General features: G+C 35.0%; 25 protein-coding genes and 2 riboswitches. Of the genes, 8 read left to right on the forward strand and 17 right to left on the reverse strand.

Annotation, left to right across the window (positions count from 1 at the left end; translation table 11 throughout):
- Positions 1-62 precede the first annotated feature (62 nt).
- Both HMPREF2937_RS03790 and HMPREF2937_RS03795 read right to left on the reverse strand, forming a co-directional pair.
- Complete coding sequence (locus HMPREF2937_RS03790; protein ID WP_002481237.1) at positions 63-1019, reverse strand: L-lactate dehydrogenase; 957 nt, start codon at positions 1017-1019, stop codon at positions 63-65.
- Positions 1020-1195: 176 nt separating this feature from the next.
- Positions 1196-2026 (reverse strand): alpha/beta fold hydrolase, encoded by an 831-nt coding sequence (locus tag HMPREF2937_RS03795; protein WP_002481238.1) that lies wholly within the window; start codon positions 2024-2026, stop codon positions 1196-1198.
- A 261-nt stretch (positions 2027-2287) separates the two neighbouring features.
- Between HMPREF2937_RS03795 and HMPREF2937_RS03800 the strand changes: the two genes are divergently transcribed.
- Positions 2288-3283, forward strand: a complete 996-nt coding sequence (locus tag HMPREF2937_RS03800; protein ID WP_070864063.1) for a proline dehydrogenase family protein — start codon at positions 2288-2290, stop codon at positions 3281-3283.
- A gap of 72 nt (positions 3284-3355) precedes the next feature.
- Here HMPREF2937_RS03800 and ribE read toward each other — a convergent pair whose 3' ends face one another.
- The 7 genes from ribE to HMPREF2937_RS03835 all read right to left on the reverse strand — a co-directional run bounded on the left by ribE (position 3356) and on the right by HMPREF2937_RS03835 (position 10216).
- The gene (ribE, locus tag HMPREF2937_RS03805; RefSeq protein WP_070626312.1) at positions 3356-3817 is read right to left on the reverse strand and encodes a 6,7-dimethyl-8-ribityllumazine synthase; all 462 of its coding nucleotides are present in this window, start codon (positions 3815-3817) and stop codon (positions 3356-3358) included.
- A 32-nt stretch (positions 3818-3849) separates the two neighbouring features.
- On the reverse strand, positions 3850-5031 hold the full coding sequence (locus HMPREF2937_RS03810) for a bifunctional 3,4-dihydroxy-2-butanone-4-phosphate synthase/GTP cyclohydrolase II (protein WP_070864064.1): 1182 nt from the start codon (positions 5029-5031) through the stop codon (positions 3850-3852).
- Positions 5032-5046: 15 nt separating this feature from the next.
- Positions 5047-5679, reverse strand: coding sequence for a riboflavin synthase (locus tag HMPREF2937_RS03815; protein WP_057509781.1), 633 nt, complete (start codon positions 5677-5679; stop codon positions 5047-5049).
- Positions 5680-5683: 4 nt separating this feature from the next.
- The gene (gene ribD / locus HMPREF2937_RS03820; protein WP_070848400.1) at positions 5684-6733 is read right to left on the reverse strand and encodes a bifunctional diaminohydroxyphosphoribosylaminopyrimidine deaminase/5-amino-6-(5-phosphoribosylamino)uracil reductase RibD; all 1050 of its coding nucleotides are present in this window, start codon (positions 6731-6733) and stop codon (positions 5684-5686) included.
- A gap of 162 nt (positions 6734-6895) precedes the next feature.
- Positions 6896-7032, reverse strand: a riboswitch (FMN riboswitch).
- 94 nt (positions 7033-7126) lie between these two features.
- Entirely contained in the window at positions 7127-8608 is a 1482-nt protein-coding gene (locus tag HMPREF2937_RS03825; RefSeq protein ID WP_070864065.1) for an FAD/NAD(P)-binding protein, read from the reverse strand.
- A 141-nt stretch (positions 8609-8749) separates the two neighbouring features.
- Positions 8750-9595, reverse strand: a complete 846-nt coding sequence (locus HMPREF2937_RS03830; RefSeq protein ID WP_002481245.1) for a peptidoglycan release complex glucosaminidase SagB — start codon at positions 9593-9595, stop codon at positions 8750-8752.
- Positions 9596-9994: 399 nt separating this feature from the next.
- On the reverse strand, positions 9995-10216 hold the full coding sequence (locus HMPREF2937_RS03835; protein ID WP_023016000.1) for a hypothetical protein: 222 nt from the start codon (positions 10214-10216) through the stop codon (positions 9995-9997).
- Between the two features lie 204 nt (positions 10217-10420).
- Between HMPREF2937_RS03835 and HMPREF2937_RS03840 the strand changes: the two genes are divergently transcribed.
- Positions 10421-10918, forward strand: a complete 498-nt coding sequence (locus tag HMPREF2937_RS03840) for a sigma factor (RefSeq protein WP_070864066.1) — start codon at positions 10421-10423, stop codon at positions 10916-10918.
- The gene (locus HMPREF2937_RS03845; protein ID WP_070848402.1) at positions 10918-11358 is read left to right on the forward strand and encodes a hypothetical protein; all 441 of its coding nucleotides are present in this window, start codon (positions 10918-10920) and stop codon (positions 11356-11358) included. Before HMPREF2937_RS03840 ends, HMPREF2937_RS03845 begins: the two co-directional genes overlap by 1 nt.
- On the opposite strand, the gene HMPREF2937_RS03850 is transcribed toward HMPREF2937_RS03845, so the two are convergent.
- Both HMPREF2937_RS03850 and HMPREF2937_RS03855 read right to left on the reverse strand, forming a co-directional pair.
- Positions 11333-11794, reverse strand: a complete 462-nt coding sequence (locus tag HMPREF2937_RS03850) for a hypothetical protein (RefSeq protein WP_070864067.1) — start codon at positions 11792-11794, stop codon at positions 11333-11335. The two genes, HMPREF2937_RS03845 and HMPREF2937_RS03850, sit on opposite strands and share 26 nt — an antisense overlap.
- Positions 11795-11934: 140 nt before the next feature.
- The gene (locus tag HMPREF2937_RS03855; RefSeq protein WP_002481250.1) at positions 11935-12651 is read right to left on the reverse strand and encodes a transaldolase; all 717 of its coding nucleotides are present in this window, start codon (positions 12649-12651) and stop codon (positions 11935-11937) included.
- A gap of 187 nt (positions 12652-12838) precedes the next feature.
- Between HMPREF2937_RS03855 and HMPREF2937_RS03860 the strand changes: the two genes are divergently transcribed.
- Genes HMPREF2937_RS03860 through HMPREF2937_RS03870 form a run of 3 tightly spaced genes read left to right on the forward strand, consistent with a single transcriptional unit; the run spans position 12839 to position 13925 of the window.
- Positions 12839-13147: a hypothetical protein gene (locus HMPREF2937_RS03860; protein WP_002481251.1), complete on the forward strand. Its 309-nt coding sequence runs from the start codon at positions 12839-12841 to the stop codon at positions 13145-13147.
- Between the two features lie 60 nt (positions 13148-13207).
- Positions 13208-13579 (forward strand): fluoride efflux transporter CrcB, encoded by a 372-nt coding sequence (crcB, locus tag HMPREF2937_RS03865; protein ID WP_060804834.1) that lies wholly within the window; start codon positions 13208-13210, stop codon positions 13577-13579.
- A complete protein-coding gene (locus tag HMPREF2937_RS03870; protein ID WP_070864068.1) occupies positions 13572-13925 on the forward strand; it encodes a fluoride efflux transporter FluC in 354 nt (117 codons plus the stop codon). The genes crcB and HMPREF2937_RS03870 overlap by 8 nt, the downstream gene beginning before the upstream one ends.
- Before the next feature lie 51 nt (positions 13926-13976).
- Here HMPREF2937_RS03870 and HMPREF2937_RS03875 read toward each other — a convergent pair whose 3' ends face one another.
- The 3 genes from HMPREF2937_RS03875 to metK all read right to left on the reverse strand — a co-directional run bounded on the left by HMPREF2937_RS03875 (position 13977) and on the right by metK (position 17128).
- The gene (locus HMPREF2937_RS03875) at positions 13977-14813 is read right to left on the reverse strand and encodes an aldo/keto reductase (RefSeq protein ID WP_070864069.1); all 837 of its coding nucleotides are present in this window, start codon (positions 14811-14813) and stop codon (positions 13977-13979) included.
- A 122-nt stretch (positions 14814-14935) separates the two neighbouring features.
- Positions 14936-15835, reverse strand: a complete 900-nt coding sequence (locus HMPREF2937_RS03880; protein WP_002481255.1) for an NERD domain-containing protein — start codon at positions 15833-15835, stop codon at positions 14936-14938.
- Positions 15836-15931: 96 nt separating this feature from the next.
- Entirely contained in the window at positions 15932-17128 is a 1197-nt protein-coding gene (metK, locus tag HMPREF2937_RS03885) for a methionine adenosyltransferase (protein WP_023016236.1), read from the reverse strand.
- A gap of 110 nt (positions 17129-17238) precedes the next feature.
- A riboswitch (SAM riboswitch) is annotated at positions 17239-17354 on the reverse strand.
- Positions 17355-17515: 161 nt separating this feature from the next.
- On the opposite strand from metK, the gene pckA reads away from it, so the two are divergent.
- Positions 17516-19108: a phosphoenolpyruvate carboxykinase (ATP) gene (gene pckA / locus HMPREF2937_RS03890; protein ID WP_002481257.1), complete on the forward strand. Its 1593-nt coding sequence runs from the start codon at positions 17516-17518 to the stop codon at positions 19106-19108.
- A 52-nt stretch (positions 19109-19160) separates the two neighbouring features.
- On the opposite strand, the gene HMPREF2937_RS03895 is transcribed toward pckA, so the two are convergent.
- Positions 19161-19934 (reverse strand): alpha/beta hydrolase family protein, encoded by a 774-nt coding sequence (locus HMPREF2937_RS03895; protein ID WP_070864070.1) that lies wholly within the window; start codon positions 19932-19934, stop codon positions 19161-19163.
- The gene (ytkD, locus tag HMPREF2937_RS03900; protein WP_070864071.1) at positions 19900-20391 is read right to left on the reverse strand and encodes an RNA deprotection pyrophosphohydrolase; all 492 of its coding nucleotides are present in this window, start codon (positions 20389-20391) and stop codon (positions 19900-19902) included. The genes HMPREF2937_RS03895 and ytkD overlap by 35 nt, the downstream gene beginning before the upstream one ends.
- Before the next feature lie 77 nt (positions 20392-20468).
- Here ytkD and yidD point away from each other — a divergent pair, with 77 nt between their 5' ends.
- Positions 20469-20726: a membrane protein insertion efficiency factor YidD gene (gene yidD / locus HMPREF2937_RS03905; protein ID WP_002481260.1), complete on the forward strand. Its 258-nt coding sequence runs from the start codon at positions 20469-20471 to the stop codon at positions 20724-20726.
- On the opposite strand, the gene menC is transcribed toward yidD, so the two are convergent.
- Positions 20717-21727 (reverse strand): o-succinylbenzoate synthase, encoded by a 1011-nt coding sequence (gene menC / locus HMPREF2937_RS03910; protein ID WP_070864072.1) that lies wholly within the window; start codon positions 21725-21727, stop codon positions 20717-20719. The genes yidD and menC overlap by 10 nt on opposite strands.
- Positions 21728-21729 lie beyond the last annotated feature (2 nt).

Genomic DNA, 21729 nt, shown 5'->3' on the forward strand with positions numbered 1-21729 from the left:
TTTTTAGTGTCTACTATAGGGGGAGCATATCAATGCGATAGCTGCTCTTGTTGTATTTAAATTTAGTTAAATAATTTATCTACACTTTTAGTTGTTTCTTTTAATACTTCTACAGAGTGGCTAAACTCTTTAGTTTCTCTTTCATTTAAAGGTGTTTCATAAATTTTCACTGCACCTGCACGGTTTACAAGTGTTGGTACACCGATGTAAACATCTTTATGACCGTATTCACCTTCTAAGTAACTTGAAACTGTTAATACAAGATTTTGGTTACGTAAAATGGCTTTAGAAATGTGTAATAAGCCCATTGCGATACCATAATAAGTTGCGCCTTTAGCTTTAATGATGTCATAAGCTGCATCACGTGTATTTAAGAAGATTTCTTCAATACGTTTTGCACGTTCAGGATCACCATTTAAAATATCATATAAATTTTGACCTGCAATACTTGCTTGTGACCATACTGCTAATTCTGAATCACCATGTTCACCAATAATGCTAGCATTAACACTTTCAGGTGCTACACCGAATTCTGCACCTAATTCATATTTGAAACGTGCTGTATCTAGAATTGTACCAGAACCGATAACACGTTCTTTTGGTAAACCAGAAACTTTTTTAGTGACATAAGTAAGCACATCTACTGGGTTAGCAGCAATTAAGAAAATACCATCAAAACCGCTGTCCATAATTTGACCCACAATTGATTTGAAGATTTTAGTATTTTTTTCTACTAAATCTAAGCGTGTTTCACCAGGTTTTTGGGGTGCACCTGCAGTGATAACAACTAAATCAGCATCTGAACAATCAGCATATGAACCTGCTGTAACGATAGATGGTGATTCACCATAAGGCATACCATGGTTTAAGTCTAGTACATCGCCTTTTACTTTTTCTTCTACTAAATCAATAATTACTAATTGATCAGCAACACCTTGTGCTACCATAGCGAATGCATAACTAGAACCTACTGCACCATCGCCTACTAAAACTACTTTATTCGCTTTTACATTACTCATATTACTTACCCTCTCCAATTTAGAATCGCTTCTATGTGATTTATTTCACATATACAAGATACCAATTTCAGCCTATAAAATCAATGCGAAATGCTTGGAAATTTTACACATTGTAAACATTTACCGACAATACAAAAGACGCTGTAATGGTAAAGGTTATTACAGCGCCTTTTTGATTAAATTTCAATTTGATCATCAATGTCATTTGGTATAAAACCTAATGCATTGACTTTGTTATTTAAATAACTAAGGATATAACGCATGACTAGCGGACGCTCTGGTTCATTATGAATTTCATGGTAGAGTCCTTCCCATGCTTTATAATAAAGTTCGTCTGTTTTTACACGTTTTTTGATTTCTACAATCGCATCGGTGTCTAAAATTTGATCTTCTTTCCCATACATTAAGCACATTGGGATACTTTGGATGTCTTCTAAATGTTCTAAAGTCTTTTTCATGACATGAACAACTTCTTTATACCAATGGTAAGATACTTTTGTCAGCATCAAACCATCTTCTTTAGTTTCTCTTATAACTTCTTCATTTCTTGTTAAATGCTCTGGTTCAATGCCTACATTAAAGCGCATATCTTTAACGCCTGCACCAATATTAGATGTAAATAGATTTTTGCGAGTTTTAGCATTTGTCTTAAACGCAACTAATGGCGAAAGTAAAATAATACCTTCAATCGGCAACTCAGTTCTTTCCATTAAATTTAATGTAATCAAACCGCCTAAGCCGACACCCATTAAAAATGTAGGTAATTTATATTCACTCGCTATTCTCAACCATTCCAAGATATGTTCGTGATAGACTTCAAAGTTGTCGATTTGACCTTTATTAGATCTTGAAGTTTGGCCTTGTCCAGGCAAATCACCCATAATCACATGATATCCATTTCGTCTGAGTGATGTAATCACATAGGCATATCTGCCTGTATGTTCTAATATATTATGAGCAATAACTATGACACCTTTTGCTTCACTTTCTGTTTCCCACTTCCACATATCAACGACTACCCTTCTACTGAATTAATTACTATTATTGTATCAAAACGAACCGATTAAAATCTATTTAGAACTGACATATATACTCAACGGAATTAAGGATAACCTTTTTAGTATTGTGTTCTTTTCTCATATCAATTACATAATTTACTATTCGTGTTATTTATAAATAAATAAGTATATTTGTATATTGTTAACGTTTTCATACATTTATGAAACATGATACACTATTTTTAACAGAGTTGTATGGGAGGAATTTACATGCCATTAGTCAAAGATTTTTTTATCAGTTTATCAAATAACACTTTTTTGAACCAAGCAGCACGAAAATACGGACCTATGTTAGGTGCCAGTAAAGTAGTTGTTGGTAACTCGATTGATGAAGTTATTAAGACAATCCAAACACTTAATGATAAGGGGATTACGGTGACTGTCGATTGTCTTGGTGAATTTGTAGATTCAAAAGAACAAAGTATTAAAGAAAAGAAAATTATTTTAACTGTACTACAAGCAATTTACGACAACAATTTAGACGCACATATTTCTCTTAAAATCAGTCAATTAGGCGCAGAGTTCGATGTAGATTTGGCAGAACAGAACTTAAGAGAAATTGTAGAAAAAGCAAAGTCACTTGGTAATATTCATATCAATATTGATACCGAGAAATATGCAGGCTTATCAAATATCCTCTATGTATTGGATGAATTATCAAAAGATTATGATAACATCGGAACAGTAGTTCAAGCTTATTTATATTCAGCCGACAATATGATTGAAGATTACCCGCACATTCGATTACGTTTAGTCAAAGGTGCTTATAAAGAAAATGCGTCTATCGCCTACCAAACTAAAGAGGACATCGATGAGAATTACATTAAGCTTATCGAAAAAAGACTGAAAAGTGCGAAGAATTTTACATCTATCGCTACACATGACCACAAAATCATTGATCATGTTAAAAAATTCGTTAAAGAGAACAACATAGATCGTGATAATTTCGAATTTCAAATGTTGTATGGTTTCCGTTCAGAGTTAGCTTATGAAATTGCCGAAGACGGTTATCATTTCTGTATCTATGTTCCATTTGGCGAAGATTGGTTCGGATACTTTATGCGACGTTTAGCTGAACGTCCGCAAAATTTAAATTTAGCTGTCAAAGAATTTGTGAAACCTAAAACACTTGCTGTAGGCGCTGGCGCAATTGCCGCAGTTATTGGTTTAAGTTTCGGTCTCAAAGGCTTAAAGAAACGTAAGTAAATACTGTATTCATGAAAAAGGCAAGACCACTATCGGCCTTGCCTTTTGTCTGTTTTTTTAATTCAAAAACACTTATTGAATTGATTTTAATAAGTTTGCCATTTCAATTGCAGCCATTGCTGATTCTGCACCTTTATTGCCTGCTTTTGTACCTGCTCGTTCGATTGCTTGTTCAATTGTCTCAGTTGTTAGTACACCGAAGATTACTGGCAAGCCTGCTGTATCACTCACTTTTGATACGCCTTTTGCAACTTCATTACATACATAATCATAATGAGATGTTGCTCCGCGAATGACACAACCCAATGTAATCACTGCATCATACTTATTTGTTTCTGCTAATTTTTTAGCAGCTAGTGGAATTTCAAATGCACCTGGTACATATGCTACATCAATATTATCATTTTCTACTTCATGACGGACTAATACATCTTTAGCCCCTTCTAATAAGCGACCTGTAATAAAATCATTAAAACGACTCACAACAATACCGATTTTTAAATCTTTACCTAATAGTTTACCTTCAAAGTTCATGTTAATTCCTCCAATAATATCGTTAAAATTTATTAAATCATGTGTCCCATTTTTTCTTTTTTCGTTTGCATATAATCATGATTGTGACTACATTCAGGTACAATCAGTTCAATTCGCTTTTCAACTTCAATACCATAATGTTTTAACCCTTTGAATTTTTCTGGGTTATTACTTAACAAGTTCACTTTTTCAATGCCGAAGTGTTTTAAAATTTCAGCAGCATGATAATAATCTCGTAAATCTTCTTCAAAACCTAATGCTAAATTCGCAGTGACTGTATCGTGACCTTGTTCAATCAGTTCATAGGCTTTCAGTTTATTAATTAAGCCAATGCCTCGACCTTCTTGTGGTAAGTAAATCACCATACCGTTGTGTTCATCGATGTATTTCATTGCTGCTTCTAATTGAGCACCACAGTCGCAACGTTGACTATGGAAAATATCACCTGTCAGACAAGATGAATGAATACGTACATTTTCTACGTTTTGAATGTCACCTTTAACAATTACTACAATTTCATCATGTGAATAATCTGATTCAAATCCATACATATCAAATGTACCGAAATCTGTAGGTAGTTTTACTTTAGCTTTTGCATGCATGTGCTGTTCATGCAATTTACGGTAATGAATTAAAGATTCAATGGTAATCATTTTTAATTGATGTTTTTCTTTAAATGCTTGGAGTTGCTCACCTTTAGCCATTGTGCCGTCTTCATTCATGATTTCACAAATGAGACCTGCTGGTTTTGAGCCTGTCATACTTGCTAAATCTACAGCCGCTTCCGTATGTCCTGGACGTACTAGAACCCCGCCGATTCTAGCAATCAATGGAAATAAATGACCTGGTCGATTAAAATCTGCACTTGTACTCTCATCATTAATCAAAGCTCTAGCTGTCAGCATTCTCTCAGCAGCGCAGATACCTGTCGTAGTATCGATATGATCAATACTTTCAGTAAATGCTGTACCAAATGCATCGCTGTTATCTTTAACCATCGGCTCTAAATTTAATGAGCGTGCGATAGAAGGAGCTAGAGGTGCACAAATTAAACCACGTGCTTCTCGTGCCATAAAATTGACTGTATTTTCATTCATCAATTCCGTTACAGCTACTAAGTCCCCTTCATTTTCTCGGTCTTCATTATCCACAACAATAATACTTTCACCTTGTTTTAGTGCTTCAACTGCACTTTCGATATCATCAAATTGCATTTCTGAACACTCCTCTTAGAATCCGAATTGCGCTAATTTATCTGGCGTTAATTCAGTATTTTGATTTGAAATTGCTTTTTGTACATATTTAAATAACATATCCGCTTCTAAATGCACGGTATCACCGACACGCTTTTGACCTAAAATCGTTGCGCGTTTTGTTTCTGGAATTAAATGAATATCAAATTGGCCTTCTGCTAATCTGAAAATCGTTAAACTTGTTCCATCAACCGTGATTGAACCTTGTTGAACCATTTGGTCAGTAATAGATTTAGGACATTGTATGGTCATGATATTAGAATTAGATGACGGTCTGATTTTTAGTACTTTTCCGACTTCATCGACATGACCTAACACAAAATGGCCACCAAATCTGCCCTGACTCGGCATAGCACGTTCAAGATTGACCGAGCTGCCTTTAGTCAGTTGATTGAGATACGTTTTATTTTCTGTACCTTTGATAACATTCACATCAAAGGATTTCTGATTAAAGGAAGTTACTGTTAAACATGCACCATTGACACTGATTGAATCGCCGATATGCATATCTTCTAAAATTGTTTCACATGCTATCGAGAGTTTTATGACATTTTGTTCTGTCACAAGGCGATCAACCGTACCGATTTCTTCTACAATACCGGTAAACATGAAATCACTTCTTTCTTAATACAACTTTGATATTTTGATCGATGATTTCAGAATGGTCAATTTCAAATTGAGGAGTTTGTTCTAAAGGAAGTACATTGTCAGTTTGATAAAACTGATACTTGCCAGAACCTCCAATTACTTTCGGGGCGTAGTAAATAATCAGTGTTTGGACACACTGTGATTGGAGAAATTGTGAAGTCACTTTAGGTCCAGCTTCTACATAGACTGAGCCGATACCTCTTTGATATAAATCTTTTAAAATAGTTTCAATAGAACAATCATCTAATACAATGATTTGAATATTAGACCCATGCTCTTTTGTTTTTAATTGTGTATTTTCTGTATACACAAGCACAGGTGTCTGTTGATCAGTAAATAAAGTTTGTGTGAAATCCAAATGACCGCTCCTCGCTAACACCACACGTACAGGCTGTCTTTCTCCTTCTAACCTTACCGTTAAACTCGGATTGTCAGCTTGTACAGTACCTGCACCGGTTAGAATAGCATCATGTCTTGCTCGATGTTTAAACACATCCTGTTTCACACCTGGATTTGAAATCCATTTACTTTGACCGTTATCTGTCGCTTGCTTTCCATCTAAACTGACACTCACCTTTAAAGTTACTTCAGGTATCTGTGCTTGTTTAGCTTTGAAAAAATCTGTATACATAGCTTCTGCTTGTGCATCATGCTGATATTCCACTTCTATACCTGCTTCAGTTAAAATCTCATCACCAGGTGAATCTAAAGTTATATCTTTCATCGCATATACAACTTTTGAAATACCTGCTTCAATGATTTTATTGACGCAAGGCGGTGTAGAACCAAAGTGTGTGCAAGGTTCAAGCGAAACATAAATCGTTGCGCCTTCTGCATCTGCACCTGCCATATCTAAGGCTTGTACTTCCGCATGACGTTCACCTTGTTTTAAATGCGCACCTAAACCGACAATTCTGCCTTCTTTAACCACGACAGAACCAACAGCAGGGTTCACACCCGTTTGGCCTTCAGCCATTTTTGCTAATGCAATCGCATTTTGTAAAAATCGATTCAAACAATCACCTCATTAAAATAAAAAAATTCCGTCACCTAACTAAAGAGGCAACGGAAAAATGTATCATCACCGTATTTAAACAGAGTCCACCCATGTTAAAAATTGCTAACACAAACTAGACTTCACTTAAATACGCGTTTTAAATCATATTTAATGACGTCTTGATTCTTTCTCCCATCCAGACTTTCACTGTCGGCTCTAGATTCACACTAGATCAGCCATACTCTAAAATAGAGTACAGGTCGCAGGCTTATGTTTTTACTGCCGGTTGGGAATTGCACCCTGCCCCGAAAGAATATTATGAAATTGTTTCTGAATCGAACGAGCAATACTTTGCTCATATATTTATCATAGCTTATTTTAATTTAACTGACAATAATTATTACTTAATGATTATCTATTCTCCGAATGAAATTCATATAAACTATTAACCGCTTGTACAGATTGACGCACAATCATATTGACACCATTTCGTGCTTGGTTGATGCCATTGGTAATCTGACCAATCGCAATTAAGTGTGGCAGTGTTCCGTATCTCGGGCTGATGACTTGATTTGTTTCAGGCACAATTTGAATGCCGCCCATCGGATGCGCTTGCACAATTTGTCTATTCGCAATATCAATTAAAAAGCCGTCATCTTCATCTAAATCTTTTAATTGTGTTCTAGGTCCAGTCGCATTAATCACAACATTATATTGTTCAGTTTCGTTTGAATCTTTATATTTGAAAACAAAGGTATCATTTTCTTGTACAACTTTTTCTAAATCTTTTTTGATTAACAAGTGTCCCGCTTCTATCTCTTCTATAAGCAAACGTGCTGTGCGTGGCGGCATTGGGTTGGAATTCACTTTTAAAATCGGCATGTAGCGTTTCATAAACTCCCTTTGATCTTCAATGCTTAAACTATTCCAAATCCAGTTCATATTTTCTTTTATCGTTTCTAATAAACTTTGGAATACACCTAATATTTCTGGGTGAGCTAAATCATATTTTAAATCTTTAATTGGGTCGCCGACTTTTCTATTGATAAGCTGTTGAAGCGGGATATTCAAATCCTCACACTCTTGCTTAAAGAGATGAATAGCAGTCTCTAGTGGAACTACACCAAAATGAGATTTAATAATCTGATTAAAGTTTTCTTTAGTTAGATACTTTAATGTAATTTCTGGCATTTCTCCTCTGACACTCGGCAACTCTCCACGTCGACTCACAGCCGTCAATGGTAAGTTAGGATGATGCTTCACAACATAACGAATAACATCCAGACTAGATAAACCTGTTCCGATTACTGCGATATCATCCGTATCTTCCACTGTATTTAATGTTTCATATGTGGGATAAGGTGATTTAATAAATCCTTTTAATCCTTTTAACTGGTATGGGTCATGATACGCCATCGTACCGACTGTCAAAAAGACATAGTCATATTGACGACATGCCTCTTGTTCATGATTGGTACAAATAAAGTATTGAATATGCGCATCTTTTTCAAAACCCTTTTCCAAGTACATTTCAGTCGCTTTTTCAGTAATAATATGAATATTGTCATACATGTCATTAAATTTATCGAGGTAACTTTTCATATAATGTCCAAAGACAAATCTTGGTAAATAAGTCGCATTCTCAAATTTAAAATCATTTTGTTGTTGATACCAACGATAGAATTCTTCCTGATCTTTAGAATTTAATGACATATCCTTACTTGGTAAATTAATTAGTAATTGTGAGCTGTCATTTTGAAATGGTACACCTTGTCCCATATTTTTAGCATTGTCATAAACATCAATGTCTAGTTCTTTGAAATATGGGTGTTGTTCTAATTGTCTTAAAATACTGACACCTGCAGTGCCCATTCCGATTATTGCAACACGCATACAAATAACCTCCTACTCTTCCTACATAACTACCCTGTTTATTGCTTCACCTTCTATTATGCAACAAACAAAAATAAAGCGAAACAATTAAATCACATTCATTTAATCATTTCGCTTTAAACTATATATTATATTGAATTATTATTGATGTTCTTTGTCATCTTTATAAACAAATAACTTGTAGTATTTACCTTCAGTATTAATCTTTTTATAGAAATCTGCAATAAGTGATGCGTTGCTTTCTGCCCATTTGATATCTGTTGCATATTGGTGTTCACCAGGATTCTTAGGATTCCATCTCATACTATATAACGTATTTTGATCTGGATTTGATAAGAAGTGCTTATGAATAAATTCTGCACCACCATCAATCGCTTTTTCTGGTGTATCCCAACCATGCTTTTTAGCATATTCAGCACCCGTTTTAATCGGGTCTTCATCTAATGCGCCGACACCATAGAAGTTGTAGTATTTTTTACCATCAATTTCTACACCTTTTGATAATTCACTTTTTACAGCACCTGTTTCCAAGATAGCATGTGAAATTAAGTATACTTCATTTACTTGTCGTTTTTTAGCTGCATGAATAAAGTCTTCAGTATGTGCTAATAATGTAGGTCTGTCAGCAAGCATACGTTTGATTCTATTTTTATCGATACCTTGATATTTAGATAAATCTAAGAATTGATACTTTTGAGTTTTATCATCGATAAATTTTTCACTGTCCATGGCTTTCTTGATCTCTGTTCCTGTAGCATCATGCCATCTATCATTTTTGTCGGAAACTTGTTGGCTTGTATAGTTATTAATTTGTTTTTTAGCTGCTTGATTCAGAGTTACGTCCAAATGTTCAACTGTTTCTTCTTTTTTAACATGTTTAAACAATATTTGGTCGGAAATCATAGAAAAGAAAATATAACCTGTCACAGCCAAAATAACAAGCAGCCCTATAATTGCGAAGATAGAGCCTTTCTTGTGTTTCGTCATAATTACACCTCTTAGGTCAAGTTAAAGTGAACTGCTTAACACTATGTAACACGGTGTTGAAGCTTCTCGGCGCATTCATGATGACTGATTTATTTCCTACCGAGCTATCCCCATAGTTCCTACGGTTTTATAACACTTAAAAATTATTTCGTTTTGATTCTAAATCTTAACACTTTTTGCAGTGTATCACAATTTAGAGTTATCCAACCACCATTCTATCATATCTTATTCCATAGAACGTGCTTGAAGTCAGAATGTAATATTGCTGTATTCTTTCAATAACATTTCTATAACCTCAGTACATGATTCGTGCAAAATAACATCCTTCAAATAAAAAACAGCCTATTTATCTACAGACATTTCTGTAATAAACAGGCGAATACTAGCTTTCGTTTTTAATTATTCCGGACGTTTGTACTCCATAATTATAAAACTAGCTGCTTCTGATCTATTCTTATAGTAGTAACGGTTCAAATCGATTGTACCTTCAATTTTGCCATCACGATACATCATTTCATTTGTCATATTATTAATCATTACAAAATCTGAACTATCTTTAATCATATCCAATTCATCATGGCGTGCGAAAAAGTGTTCTAAATTCAAGTGTGCGTAATCCATGGAATCCTCCCATCTATTAGTAAATTATGTTTAATCATGCTTATTATGTCGAAAACTACAATTTATTTTGTTAAATTATTTAATTCTACCCTTCTATTTAACACCTATTTTGTACATTTAGCAAATGAAAGAATTAATCCGCTTCGTTAAACTCAAACCAACCAGAAATAATATGTTATGTACAAAGATTGAAAGTGTGGAGTGATGAACACAGAGACATTAATCATCCGACACCAGGGTATCATTTATGCTTTATTAAAAAGATATAATATTAAGTATGATATTGACGAATATGCCCAACTTTTATCCATCAAAATGTGGTCATTATTACGACAATTTGATACGTCCATTCATAATAGCATGAGCGTTTATTTATTTCAAAGGCTGAACTACTATCTCATCGATTTATTTAGAAAGAAAAGTAAAGTTTTAGAAGAGAGTAATCAAGCAATCATCTCCGATATTAAAGATACAAGTGATTACTCAGATTACAATTATCTCACGCAGTTGATCGCATCTGAATATTACTTGCTGCTTAATGACTATGAACGCATGTGGTTGAATTTAAAATTATGTGGTTATAAACAGTTCGAAATACAAACTTTGATGAAGAAGTCAGCGACTACAATCAGAAAGTATCAAATGCAAGTTCGCCATAAACTTGCACCTTTAAAACACTTTCTTAAAGGAGAGATGTCATAATGGTTGTTTGTGAACGTCCAAGAATTTTATATTTCACTTTCTACCCTCATCACACTTTCCAAATAGAATGTGTTTACAACATGTTTCATGGTTTAACGAAAGTACCATTAAAATCTTATATGAATGCATTATTAAGACGTGAATCACCTCAATCTAAATATGCATCATATGAATTGAAACAAATGCTCAATATTCGTAAACACTTGCCATTAATCGTGAATCAACAAACCATTTTATTCCCTATACAGAATAAACGTGCACCTATCCAATACTTTGTAAATGGTTTGGAAATCATAGGTCTAAAACAAGAACGCTATACGACAAGACTGATCTTTAAAAATGGTGTGCAGTTAGTCGTAAACGCCCATTACTCATTTGTGCATCGTAAGTGGTTAGAATGTATCTTCTTACATTTTATGACTTTTCATGACGCTGATTAAAGCGATTTTCTAACAACTTTTTTGTAAAGAATGCTGTAACGATTTTCATTAAAATACTTGCGACGATTAGCGATATAATGCCACCTATTAGAATTAATGCTAATTGTACAAGTGATAAATCGACTTGTGGATTTACAAAATATTGAACGACACTTAAACTCGTTAGTAAACCAAATAAAAATAAACCTAGTAATAATGCATTGATAAGTAGCATCCCAACAATAATTAAGAATAGTGAGGCTGTCCCTTGATGACGCTTTTTAAAGATATGCGTTCTTAAAAATTGATTTGAAAACTTGATAGGCTGTTTATAAGTTAATGTAGCAGTCTGATCGTTTTCCAAATCCTTTAAAACTTGGCTCAACTGATCTTTTTCTTTCTTATTTAGGAACCAAAGTTGCTTTTTTACTTTTGTTTCAAATTGCTCTTTTTTCACGACATCTATACACCTGCCCGGTAAAATTTTAAAAAGAGGCAGAAATAACTTTACGATAAGGACTGATACCTTGGTAAAGATTATTTCTGCCTTTATTTTATACTAGAATCAATTATCATGATACTAGATTTCTCATTTAATTATAGAATTGAAAGTCCTGATTTTTGAATATCTTTCGCAAATCCTTCAACAGTATCTACTGATAATTCATTGATATCTCTGCCGATATTTGGAATTTTGCTGATAACGCCTGCTGGGCATGTGATAATATCTGCACCAATTTCATCTGCTTGAATGACATTAAATAATTCACGGCAACTTGCCCATAATAATTTTACGCCTTTTTTAGAATGTGTTACTTCTACAGATTCTTTCATTAGTGGTAATGGATCCACACCAGTATCCGCAATACGTCCTGCAAAGACAGAAACATAAGTTGGAACACCTTCTGTGACTGCATCTGTAATTTCTTTAACTTGTTCTAAAGTGTATACTGCAGTTACGTTTAATTGTACGCCGTCAGCTGATAATCTTTTAATTAAAGGAATTGTAGACTCACCTTTTGTATTCACAATTGGAATTTTAACGAAAACATTTTTACCATATTGTTTTAAAATTTCCGCTTCTTTTTCCATTGTTTCTAAATCATCCGCAAATACTTCAAATGAAATTGAAGCATCTGGAATTTCTTTCACAGCTTCCTCAGCGAATGCTTTATAATCTGTAACACCTGCTTTAGCCATTAAGCTCGGGTTTGTTGTGAAACCGTCTACCTCGTTATTTTTGTAAGCTTTTTTCATTTCTTCAATATCTGCACCATCCGCAAATACTTCTACATTCAAATCTGCTTTTACCATAAAATAAGTGCCTCCTTATTACTGTTAACTTTCAATGCTGTCTAAAGTAACTTGATTATAACATTCCCCCGTTTAAATCGCGATTGATTAACTCACAGCAGAATTGTTAATAAAGGTTTAAAAAAGAAACCACAACCCTCTAAAATTTTATGATATTATAAAAGAATGTACAGAAACGGAGGTCATCATGTCACGGTCAAAACTTTATTTTTACCTTACTATAATCCTTATTATCATCAGTTTTAACTTTAACATGTATAATCCACTGTTAAACGAGCAGTTTCATTCAATTGCGAAAAAAATAATTACAAGCAGTGTTGTTAATGCAATTATCCTAATTATTGCGATCATTTTAGCAGATAAATCTATTAAACATTCAAAAGAACGTACAGATTGGATTCGTAAAGCCAGTAAAATATTACCTATCATCTTATTTATAGTGATTGTTATTCATATCGTTACTTCTTTAATCTCATTTGGTATGATTAAATTTTAATTGACAACCCACTATAACAGTAGCATTATTTATATATTAAAAATGTAACGAGGCGATATTTTGCAGTATTTATATGTGTTCGTAGGAGGCGCACTAGGTGCCTTGCTGCGATTTATCTTTTCACAATTAAATCATGGCCAAGGGTTTCCGATTGGCACTTTTATTGCTAACTTAGCGGGCGCCTTTTTTATGGGTTTAGTCTCCGCCTTGGTGATTCAAACTTTTAAATCTAATCCTTTACTCAAAAAAGGAATTACAACTGGATTTTTAGGTGCATTAACCACGTTCTCTACATTTCAATTTGAACTGGTAAAAATGTTTGAACATCAGCAATATATTTTACTTTTTGTCTACGCGATTTCAAGCTATATTCTTGGTTTAGCAGTATGCTATATCGGTAGTAAAGCTGGAGGTGCCTTAAGTCATGAGTAACCTTTTATTAGTAATGTTTGGTGGCGGTTTAGGCGCTGTAGTCCGTGCAGCTGTCACAAATAGCTGTTCAAAACTATCTACTCAGCTGCCAGTAGCAACGCTTATTGTCAACTTAGTAGGCAGTTTCTTAATCAGCTTGCTATCAGGTATCGCAATTGCACAAGCTTGGTTGTCTCCATTGATTATTGTAGGATTTTTAGGTGGTTTAACTACATTCTCTACCCTATCACTGGAATTAACCAATATGTTGACCACTAAGTCACAACGTATGCTTTTTATTGCGTATAGCTTTTTACAATATGGATTATGCTTTATCGCATGCCTAATCGGTTATGTTATCGTATAAAAGAAGCGTTATCTTTTACAACTCACTGTAAAGGGTAACGCTTCTTTTTGATTAATATGATTTATAAGATGGTACATCTGCGTCTATACTTTTATTTTGATTTAATTGATCTATGCGTTTCATTTGGTCGTCGGAAAGCTCAAAGTCAAACACGTTGATATTTTCTTTAATGCGTGAAGGTGTAATGGATTTAGGAATCACAATAACATCATGTTGAATATGCCATCTCAATACAACTTGCGCAGGCGACTTCTCTACTTCTTCAGCGATAGCTTGAATTGTTTCATCTTTTAAGATGTCTCCATTCATAAATGGTGACCAAGCTTCTGCTTGAATACGTTGCGCTTTAAGATACAACCTTAAATCATTTTGTGTTAAATAAGGATGAAATTCTATTTGATTAATCACTGGTTTAATCGATGCATGTGACAACAAACTTTCTAAATGATGCGGTTGAAAGTTGCTGACACCAATATTTTTAACTTTATTTTGTTTTAATAAATCTTCCATGCCTTTCCATGTATCAATCATTTCTTCTTCATTAGAGCCAGGCCAATGCATTAAATATAAATCTAAATAATCTAAATCAAGTTTATCTAAAGTTCGTTGATAAGCTTCTTCTACATTCATTCTGCCGTAATCATCTAACCATAGTTTTGAGGTAATGAATAAATCTGAGCGGTGTATGCCAGCGGCTTGAATACCCTTTTTAATGCCTTCTCCTACTTTTTCTTCATTTCCATAGCGTGCAGCTGTATCTATACTGCGATAACCGTGTTCTATCGCAAATGATACTCGTTGTGCTAATTCGTCATTATTTTCAATTCTATATGTGCCAAGTCCCAACTGCGGCATCGTTTGTCCATTATATAGCATAAATGTATTCATTTTTCTCTCTCCTTGCATTGTTGCTTTACCTTTATGCTATGCACAATGAATAAAACTGTAAAACATTTTGAATTAAAAATGCACTGCTAACTGTAAAATTACAGTCAACAGTGCATATTGTATTAATTAAATGATTCAATTTCTTCCATAACACGTTGTAAGTCTTCAACATTATATTGAATACGTCCATGGAAAACGAATTTATTAAAGTATTCATCTAATTGTTCTGGTCCAACTAGTACTTTAGTATTTGTTGTTTGTGCGTAATTTGAAATTGTCACTGCACCTTCATTTTTAGGATTGAAATAAAGTAATGCCATTGGTGTATATTTCAAATTCAATTCGCGCTTCAATGTATCTGCTAAGTGCTCAACTTCTTTTAATTGATTTGAGTAGTTTACAAATGAAGCTGATTGCTTATCATCATTTTCATCTAACACTAATGTTTGAGGATGACGTTTATCTAAATCCAACACATCAAAGACTTGTTCAATGGTTGGTAATGTACCGAATTGTTCTTGACTGATGCCATTATAAACATGTCCTTTAAGTAATTGAGAATCGATAATGTATAAGCCTGTACGTGTTAAGACTAAATGACTGATACGATCAATCGCATTAAAATCATTTTTAGGTAAGAAGATATTCGCCATAATATGCATATCTTCTGGTCGAATACGTTTTTCTTTAACCAAACGATCTCTGATACCGATTAAACGCATGTCTGTCACATACTCACTATGATTTTTCGAGAAGAGCTTCAGCGCATCGATTTCACGATCTTTTGCTGTCACTGTTTCATCGAAATCAGCGCGTTGTTTTGTGACCGCTTTTTTATGTTCGACGCGTTCTTTTTCAAGCTCGTCTTCATAATTTTCTTTTATACTTCTTTCTTTTGCCTCATATTGTTCCTCTGCTTTCAACTTAGCCTTTTTCTTACTGTTTAAGACAACTAAGAATAAGACAAAGAAGATAACAGCGACGACAATTGCTGCAATCAAACCAATTTCTAATGGTCCCATAACATATTCCGCTCCTTTACATATCTTACTCCCAATTATAAAGGAAAATATCGAATGTATCGATAATAAAATGTCACAAATTCAAAAACTGTATAGTTATGCTTGAACAGCTTCTTTTAATGCATCTACTTTATCTACACGTTCCCATGGTAAAGCAACATCCGTACGGCCAAAGTGACCATAAGCTGCTGTTTGTTTATAAATAGGACGTTTTAAGTCTAACATTTTAATGATACCTGCTGGACGCAAGTCAAAGTTAGCTCTTACCGCTTCTACCAATTGTCCTTCAGAAACTTTACCAGTTCCAAATGTATCAATTGAAATAGATACAGGTTCTGCTACACCGATAGCGTATGCAAGTTGTACTTCACATTTATCTGCTAATCCTGCTGCAACAATATTTTTAGCCACATAACGTGCTGCATATGCTGCTGAACGGTCTACTTTTGTAGGATCTTTACCACTGAAGCAACCACCGCCATGACGTGCAAGACCACCATAAGTATCTACAATAATCTTACGTCCTGTTAAACCAGCGTCACCTTGAGGTCCGCCAATCACAAAACGACCTGTCGGATTAATGAAGAATTTAGTTTCTTCATCTAATAACTCAGCTGGTACGATTGGATTAATCACATGTGTTCTGATATCACGTTGAATTTGATCTAATGACGCATCTTCAGCATGTTGTGTTGAAATAACAATCGTATCAATACGTGCTGGTTTATCATTTTCATCATACTCAACAGTAACTTGTACTTTACCGTCTGGTCTTAAGTAAGTTAATGTACCATCTTTTCTGACATCTGATAAACGTTTCGCAAGTTGGTGTGAGAAGTAAATAGGTGTCGGCATATACGTATCTGTTTCATTCGTCGCATAACCAAACATTAAACCTTGGTCACCTGCACCTGTACTTTCAATTTCCTCTTCCGTAATTTCATTTCTATATTCTAAAGCAGTGTCTACTGCTTGTGCGATATCTGGTGATTGCTCATCAATTGCTGACATCACAGCCATTGTTTGACTATCATAACCATATTTCGCTCTCGTATAACCGATTTCTGCTACTGTATCACGGACAACCTTAGGAAAATCAACATAAGTTGCTGTAGAAATTTCTCCGACAATCATAGCCATTCCCGTAGTGACTACTGTTTCGCAAGCTACTCTTGCATCCGGATCTTTCTTTAATAATTCATCCAGAATAGCGTCTGAAATTTGGTCCGCTATTTTATCAGGATGCCCTTCTGTAACAGATTCTGACGTAAACAATTTTCTATTATTCGACATAACTGACTCCTTTTGATTTTGATTACGAAAATTCTCTATCTACGAGCTCAAATAAAAAAGGACTTTCAAACTATATAAACATAGAGAGAAAGCCCTTAAACGTCCTTTCGCTCTTATCGTTCAAACATCTTTAATGACATTTGCAAACGGTTTGGCACCTTTCTCCGATAAGGAGAGGTTGCTGGGCTTCTTTGGGTCCATGTCCCTCCGCCACTCAGGATAAGAGAATCCGTTAATCACAATACTACCCAAACTCTTTAGGCTTGTCAATTCTATATGTCTAAAATCTTAAATCTGTTATGGAATAATCGGCATATTATGTTATACTATGAAAATGTAAAGGCTTACAATTATTAACAATACTTACGCGCTGGAGGGGTTTTTAAAATGGCAGTAGATGCACAAACTAACCGTAATAAGTTGGATCATTTGATTGGAAAGTCTTCATCACTTTTCCAACTCACAACTACACAATTGTACAACAAGATTTTGGACAACAACGAAGGGGAACTGACAGAGCTTGGGGCTATCAATGCACTGACAGGTCAATACACTGGACGTTCACCTAAAGACAAATTTATTGTAAATGAACCTTCTTATAGAGATACGATTGACTGGGGTTCAATCAACCAACCTATTGAAGAAGATACATTCTTAAGACTTTACGACAAAGTTTTAGACTATTTAGATCAAAAAGATGAACTTTATGTCTTCAATGGTTATGCAGGCAGCGACGAAGATACACAACTACGTTTAACAGTAGTGAACGAAATGGCATGGCATAATTTATTCGCGAAAAATATGTTCATCCGCCCTTCTTCAAAAGAAGAAGCTCAAAAAATCAAACCAAACTTCACAATTGTTTCAGCACCACACTTCAAAGCTAATCCTGAAGTAGATGGTACAAAATCAGAAACATTCGTGATTGTTTCATTCAAACACCGCGTTATCTTAATCGGGGGAACTGAATATGCGGGTGAAATGAAAAAAGGTATTTTCTCAGTCATGAACTATTTATTACCACAACAAGACATCATGAGTATGCATTGCTCAGCCAACGTTGGCGAAAAAGGTGATGTTGCTTTATTCTTTGGTTTATCAGGAACTGGTAAAACAACATTATCTGCAGCACCTGACCGTAAATTAATCGGAGATGATGAACACGGTTGGAACCAAAATGGTATTTTCAACATTGAAGGCGGCTGCTACGCTAAAGCAATCAACCTTTCAAAAACGAAAGAACCTGAAATTTTCAACGCAATCCGCTACGGTACAATTTTAGAAAACGTAGTCGTTGCTGATGATGGTTCAGTTGATTTCGATGATAACGAGCACACTGAAAATACACGTGCTGCTTATCCGATTGATTACATTAAAAACATTGCTAAACCATCTAAAGCTGCACACCCAAATACAATCATCTTCCTTACTGCAGATGCATTTGGTGTGTTACCGCCAATCTCTAAATTAAACAAAGCACAAGCACTGTATCACTTCTTAAGTGGTTTCACATCTAAGCTTGCAGGTACTGAACGTGGTATTACCGAACCAGTTCCTTCATTCTCAACTTGCTTTGGTGCACCGTTCTTGCCATTAAACCCTAAAGTTTATGCAGAATTATTAGGTGAATTAATCGATAAACACGATGTGGATGTTTACTTAGTGAATACAGGCTGGACTGGTGGAAAATACGGCGTAGGTCGTCGAATCAGCCTTAAATATACACGTCGCATGGTAGACGCTGCGATTAAAGGCGACTTAAAAGATGCTGCATTCGAAAAAGATGAAGCATTCGGTTTAAGTATTCCAACTGAAATTGAAGATGTACCAAATTCAATTCTACAACCAATCAACGCTTGGAGTGATAAAGACGCATACCGTGAACAAGCTGAAGACTTGAAATCACGTTTCGTTGAAAACTTTAAGAAATTCGGTGAAGAGAACGATGAAATCGCTGAAAAAGGCGGATTCCAAGCCTAATTAAATATAGAAATAAAAAATTCCGAGAGAGGTCACCCCTTTCTCGGAATTTTTATATCTTTTTTGCTTCAACATCGTCCATCCATTGATGTATCACTTGTAATACTTGTTTTAATGCTTTCGGTCTCGGAATATGTCCTTCCTTAGGTTGATAATACGTTTGATAACGATGTCCGATTTTTTTCAAGTAATTTTTTAAATAATAAGCTTGATGGATACCAACTTGAATATCTTCACCGCCATGAATAATTAAAATCGGTGGACTATTTGCGTCAATATATTGTAAAGCTTCTCTTTCTTGATAAGCAGCTAAATCTTTTTTAGGATGCCCTACCATACGACGTAACATCCCTCTTAAATCCACTCGCTCTTCATACATCAAATGCAAGTCAGATACGCCGCCCCAAGTAATATAGCTGTCTGCTGGTAAATCTTGGAATGTTAATAATCCTTGTAATCCACCTCGAGAGAAACCAATTATATGCACAAAAGCTTCTGGATATAATATTTTTAATATACGGATCGCTTGTGTCACATCATGCAAATCATCACCACTGAATTCATCTCTGCCTTCACTGCCATTGTTACCGCGATAGTAAGGTCCGAAAACTAACGTATGATCATTCGCAAACTGTAATAAACGTCCAGTTCTGACACGCCCTACTTTTCCTTTACCGCCACGTAAATAGACTACAATGCGCTTTACAGACTGTTTAGGTGTAATCATAAGTCCTTTGACTCGTAAATCATCTACAAGGTAAGTTACTTCTTCACCACGATGGGTTGTGAGATCAATCGGCATCCTCTTTCTTTTGATAAAGTCCACGTTCTATCACTCTTTCTACACATTTTAATATCGCTTCGTCTTCTAATAAGAAACTCTTTTCTTCATCCGAAATTTCATCTAAATGTTTACACGTCACAGGGCCTGCCGTTTCTAAATAATCGTCTTTACTTTCTAAAGTGTCTACTTGTACCGCAAAGACATCTTTCGTAAACCATTTCGTCCCTTCTGGGTGAAATACGGTATATTGCGCAACGTACGTCATCTCAGCAACAATCCCGCCAGTTTCTTCATAGACTTCACGAACAATTGCTGCTTCGCTACTTTCACCCTGTTCTATTTTTCCACCTGGAAATTCTATCCCTCTTTTTTTATGTCTAGTTAAAAGATAACTATCATTGAGAAATGCGATCGCAAGAACGTGTTCCCCATTTGGTTTATCTTGTGGTTGTGTAAAGTTCAACCGAATTTCTTTATCAAATTGATCATGTATAATCACGTTCTATCACATCCTTTTATTATATATGCTAAAATAGATTCGTTACGAATTGAGACAAATCAGTTGGAGGGATTAATTTGAAGAAGCTATTACTCGGCTTAATATGGATATATCAACATTTTATTTCACCGTTGACACCTCCTACATGCCGCTTCTACCCTACATGTTCAAACTATACAAAAGAAGCTATTGAAATCCATGGCCCAATCAAAGGAACATGGCTTGGTATCAAACGCATTTCAAAATGTCATCCGCTTCATAAAGGTGGATTTGACCCAGTGCCATTAAAGCATGACAAACATCAACATTGTCATCATCACCATCATCATGAATAAATTTTTAATTGATCCACATCAATTTCAGGGGGCGCAAAGTATAAGTGTCCCCTTTTTAATATGCCGTTTTCTTGTGTAAACTCCTGATCAAAATAATAGCCATAAGGCGTTACATCCCCTGGATAGTCAGCATACTGACTTAGATAAGCAGTAAAATAGCGGCTTAATCCATATTCATACATACCGCCGATCACTACTTTAATGTTTTGTCGATGCAAGCTGTCTATCGCATCAAATATTTTATCTATGCCGCCAAGTCTGAAAGGCTTTAAAATCACTGTATCAATCGGATATTGTTCAATCAAGGTTAAAATGCTTGAGACATCTCTTGCTTTCTCATCTATTGCTACAGGTGGGATAACTTTTGGAGATAAGGTTTTCAACATTTCTAAATCCTTAAAAGGCTCCTCGATATACAAGATATCTTCAAGGTTTTGAACTTTTTTTAAAGTTGCTGTATCTTGATCCGTTAAAGATTCATTCGCATCTAATGCTATCCATGGGTTAAATGGTAAATTTTGTAGCTGTTCGATGTCAGCAATAACTTTTGGCGACCACTTTAATTTAATACGCTTTGGTTTTGTTTCTAATAGTTGCTGATAATTTTCAGTTGATAAACCACTTATCGTTGCACCATACTGAACCTCGAATGAAGGAAGATGATGGAAAACTTGATATAACGCCATCGCAACAGTACTTCTCGCTGCAGGTGCGTGATTCAAGTGGTTCAACAATACTTTAGCTTCATCAAAGGTTTCTATCTCTTTATCTTTGAGGACTGTATTAAACCATTGTTTCAATGTTTCATACACACTCTCTATTGTCTCTTTATCATACCAATCTGTTTCAAAGGCATTACATTCGCCGAAATATGTTTGTCCGTGCTCATTTTTCAATCCGATCACTAAGACTTTTCTTGTTTCTAGAGTGACTTTAGGCGTTTTAATCTGATGCTTAAATGCTGTTTCATACGTATAAAATAGAATCGATTCAAAACGCATGC

The organism is Staphylococcus sp. HMSC061G12 (assembly GCF_001838465.1).
Classification (GTDB): Bacteria; Bacillota; Bacilli; order Staphylococcales; family Staphylococcaceae; genus Staphylococcus; species Staphylococcus simulans.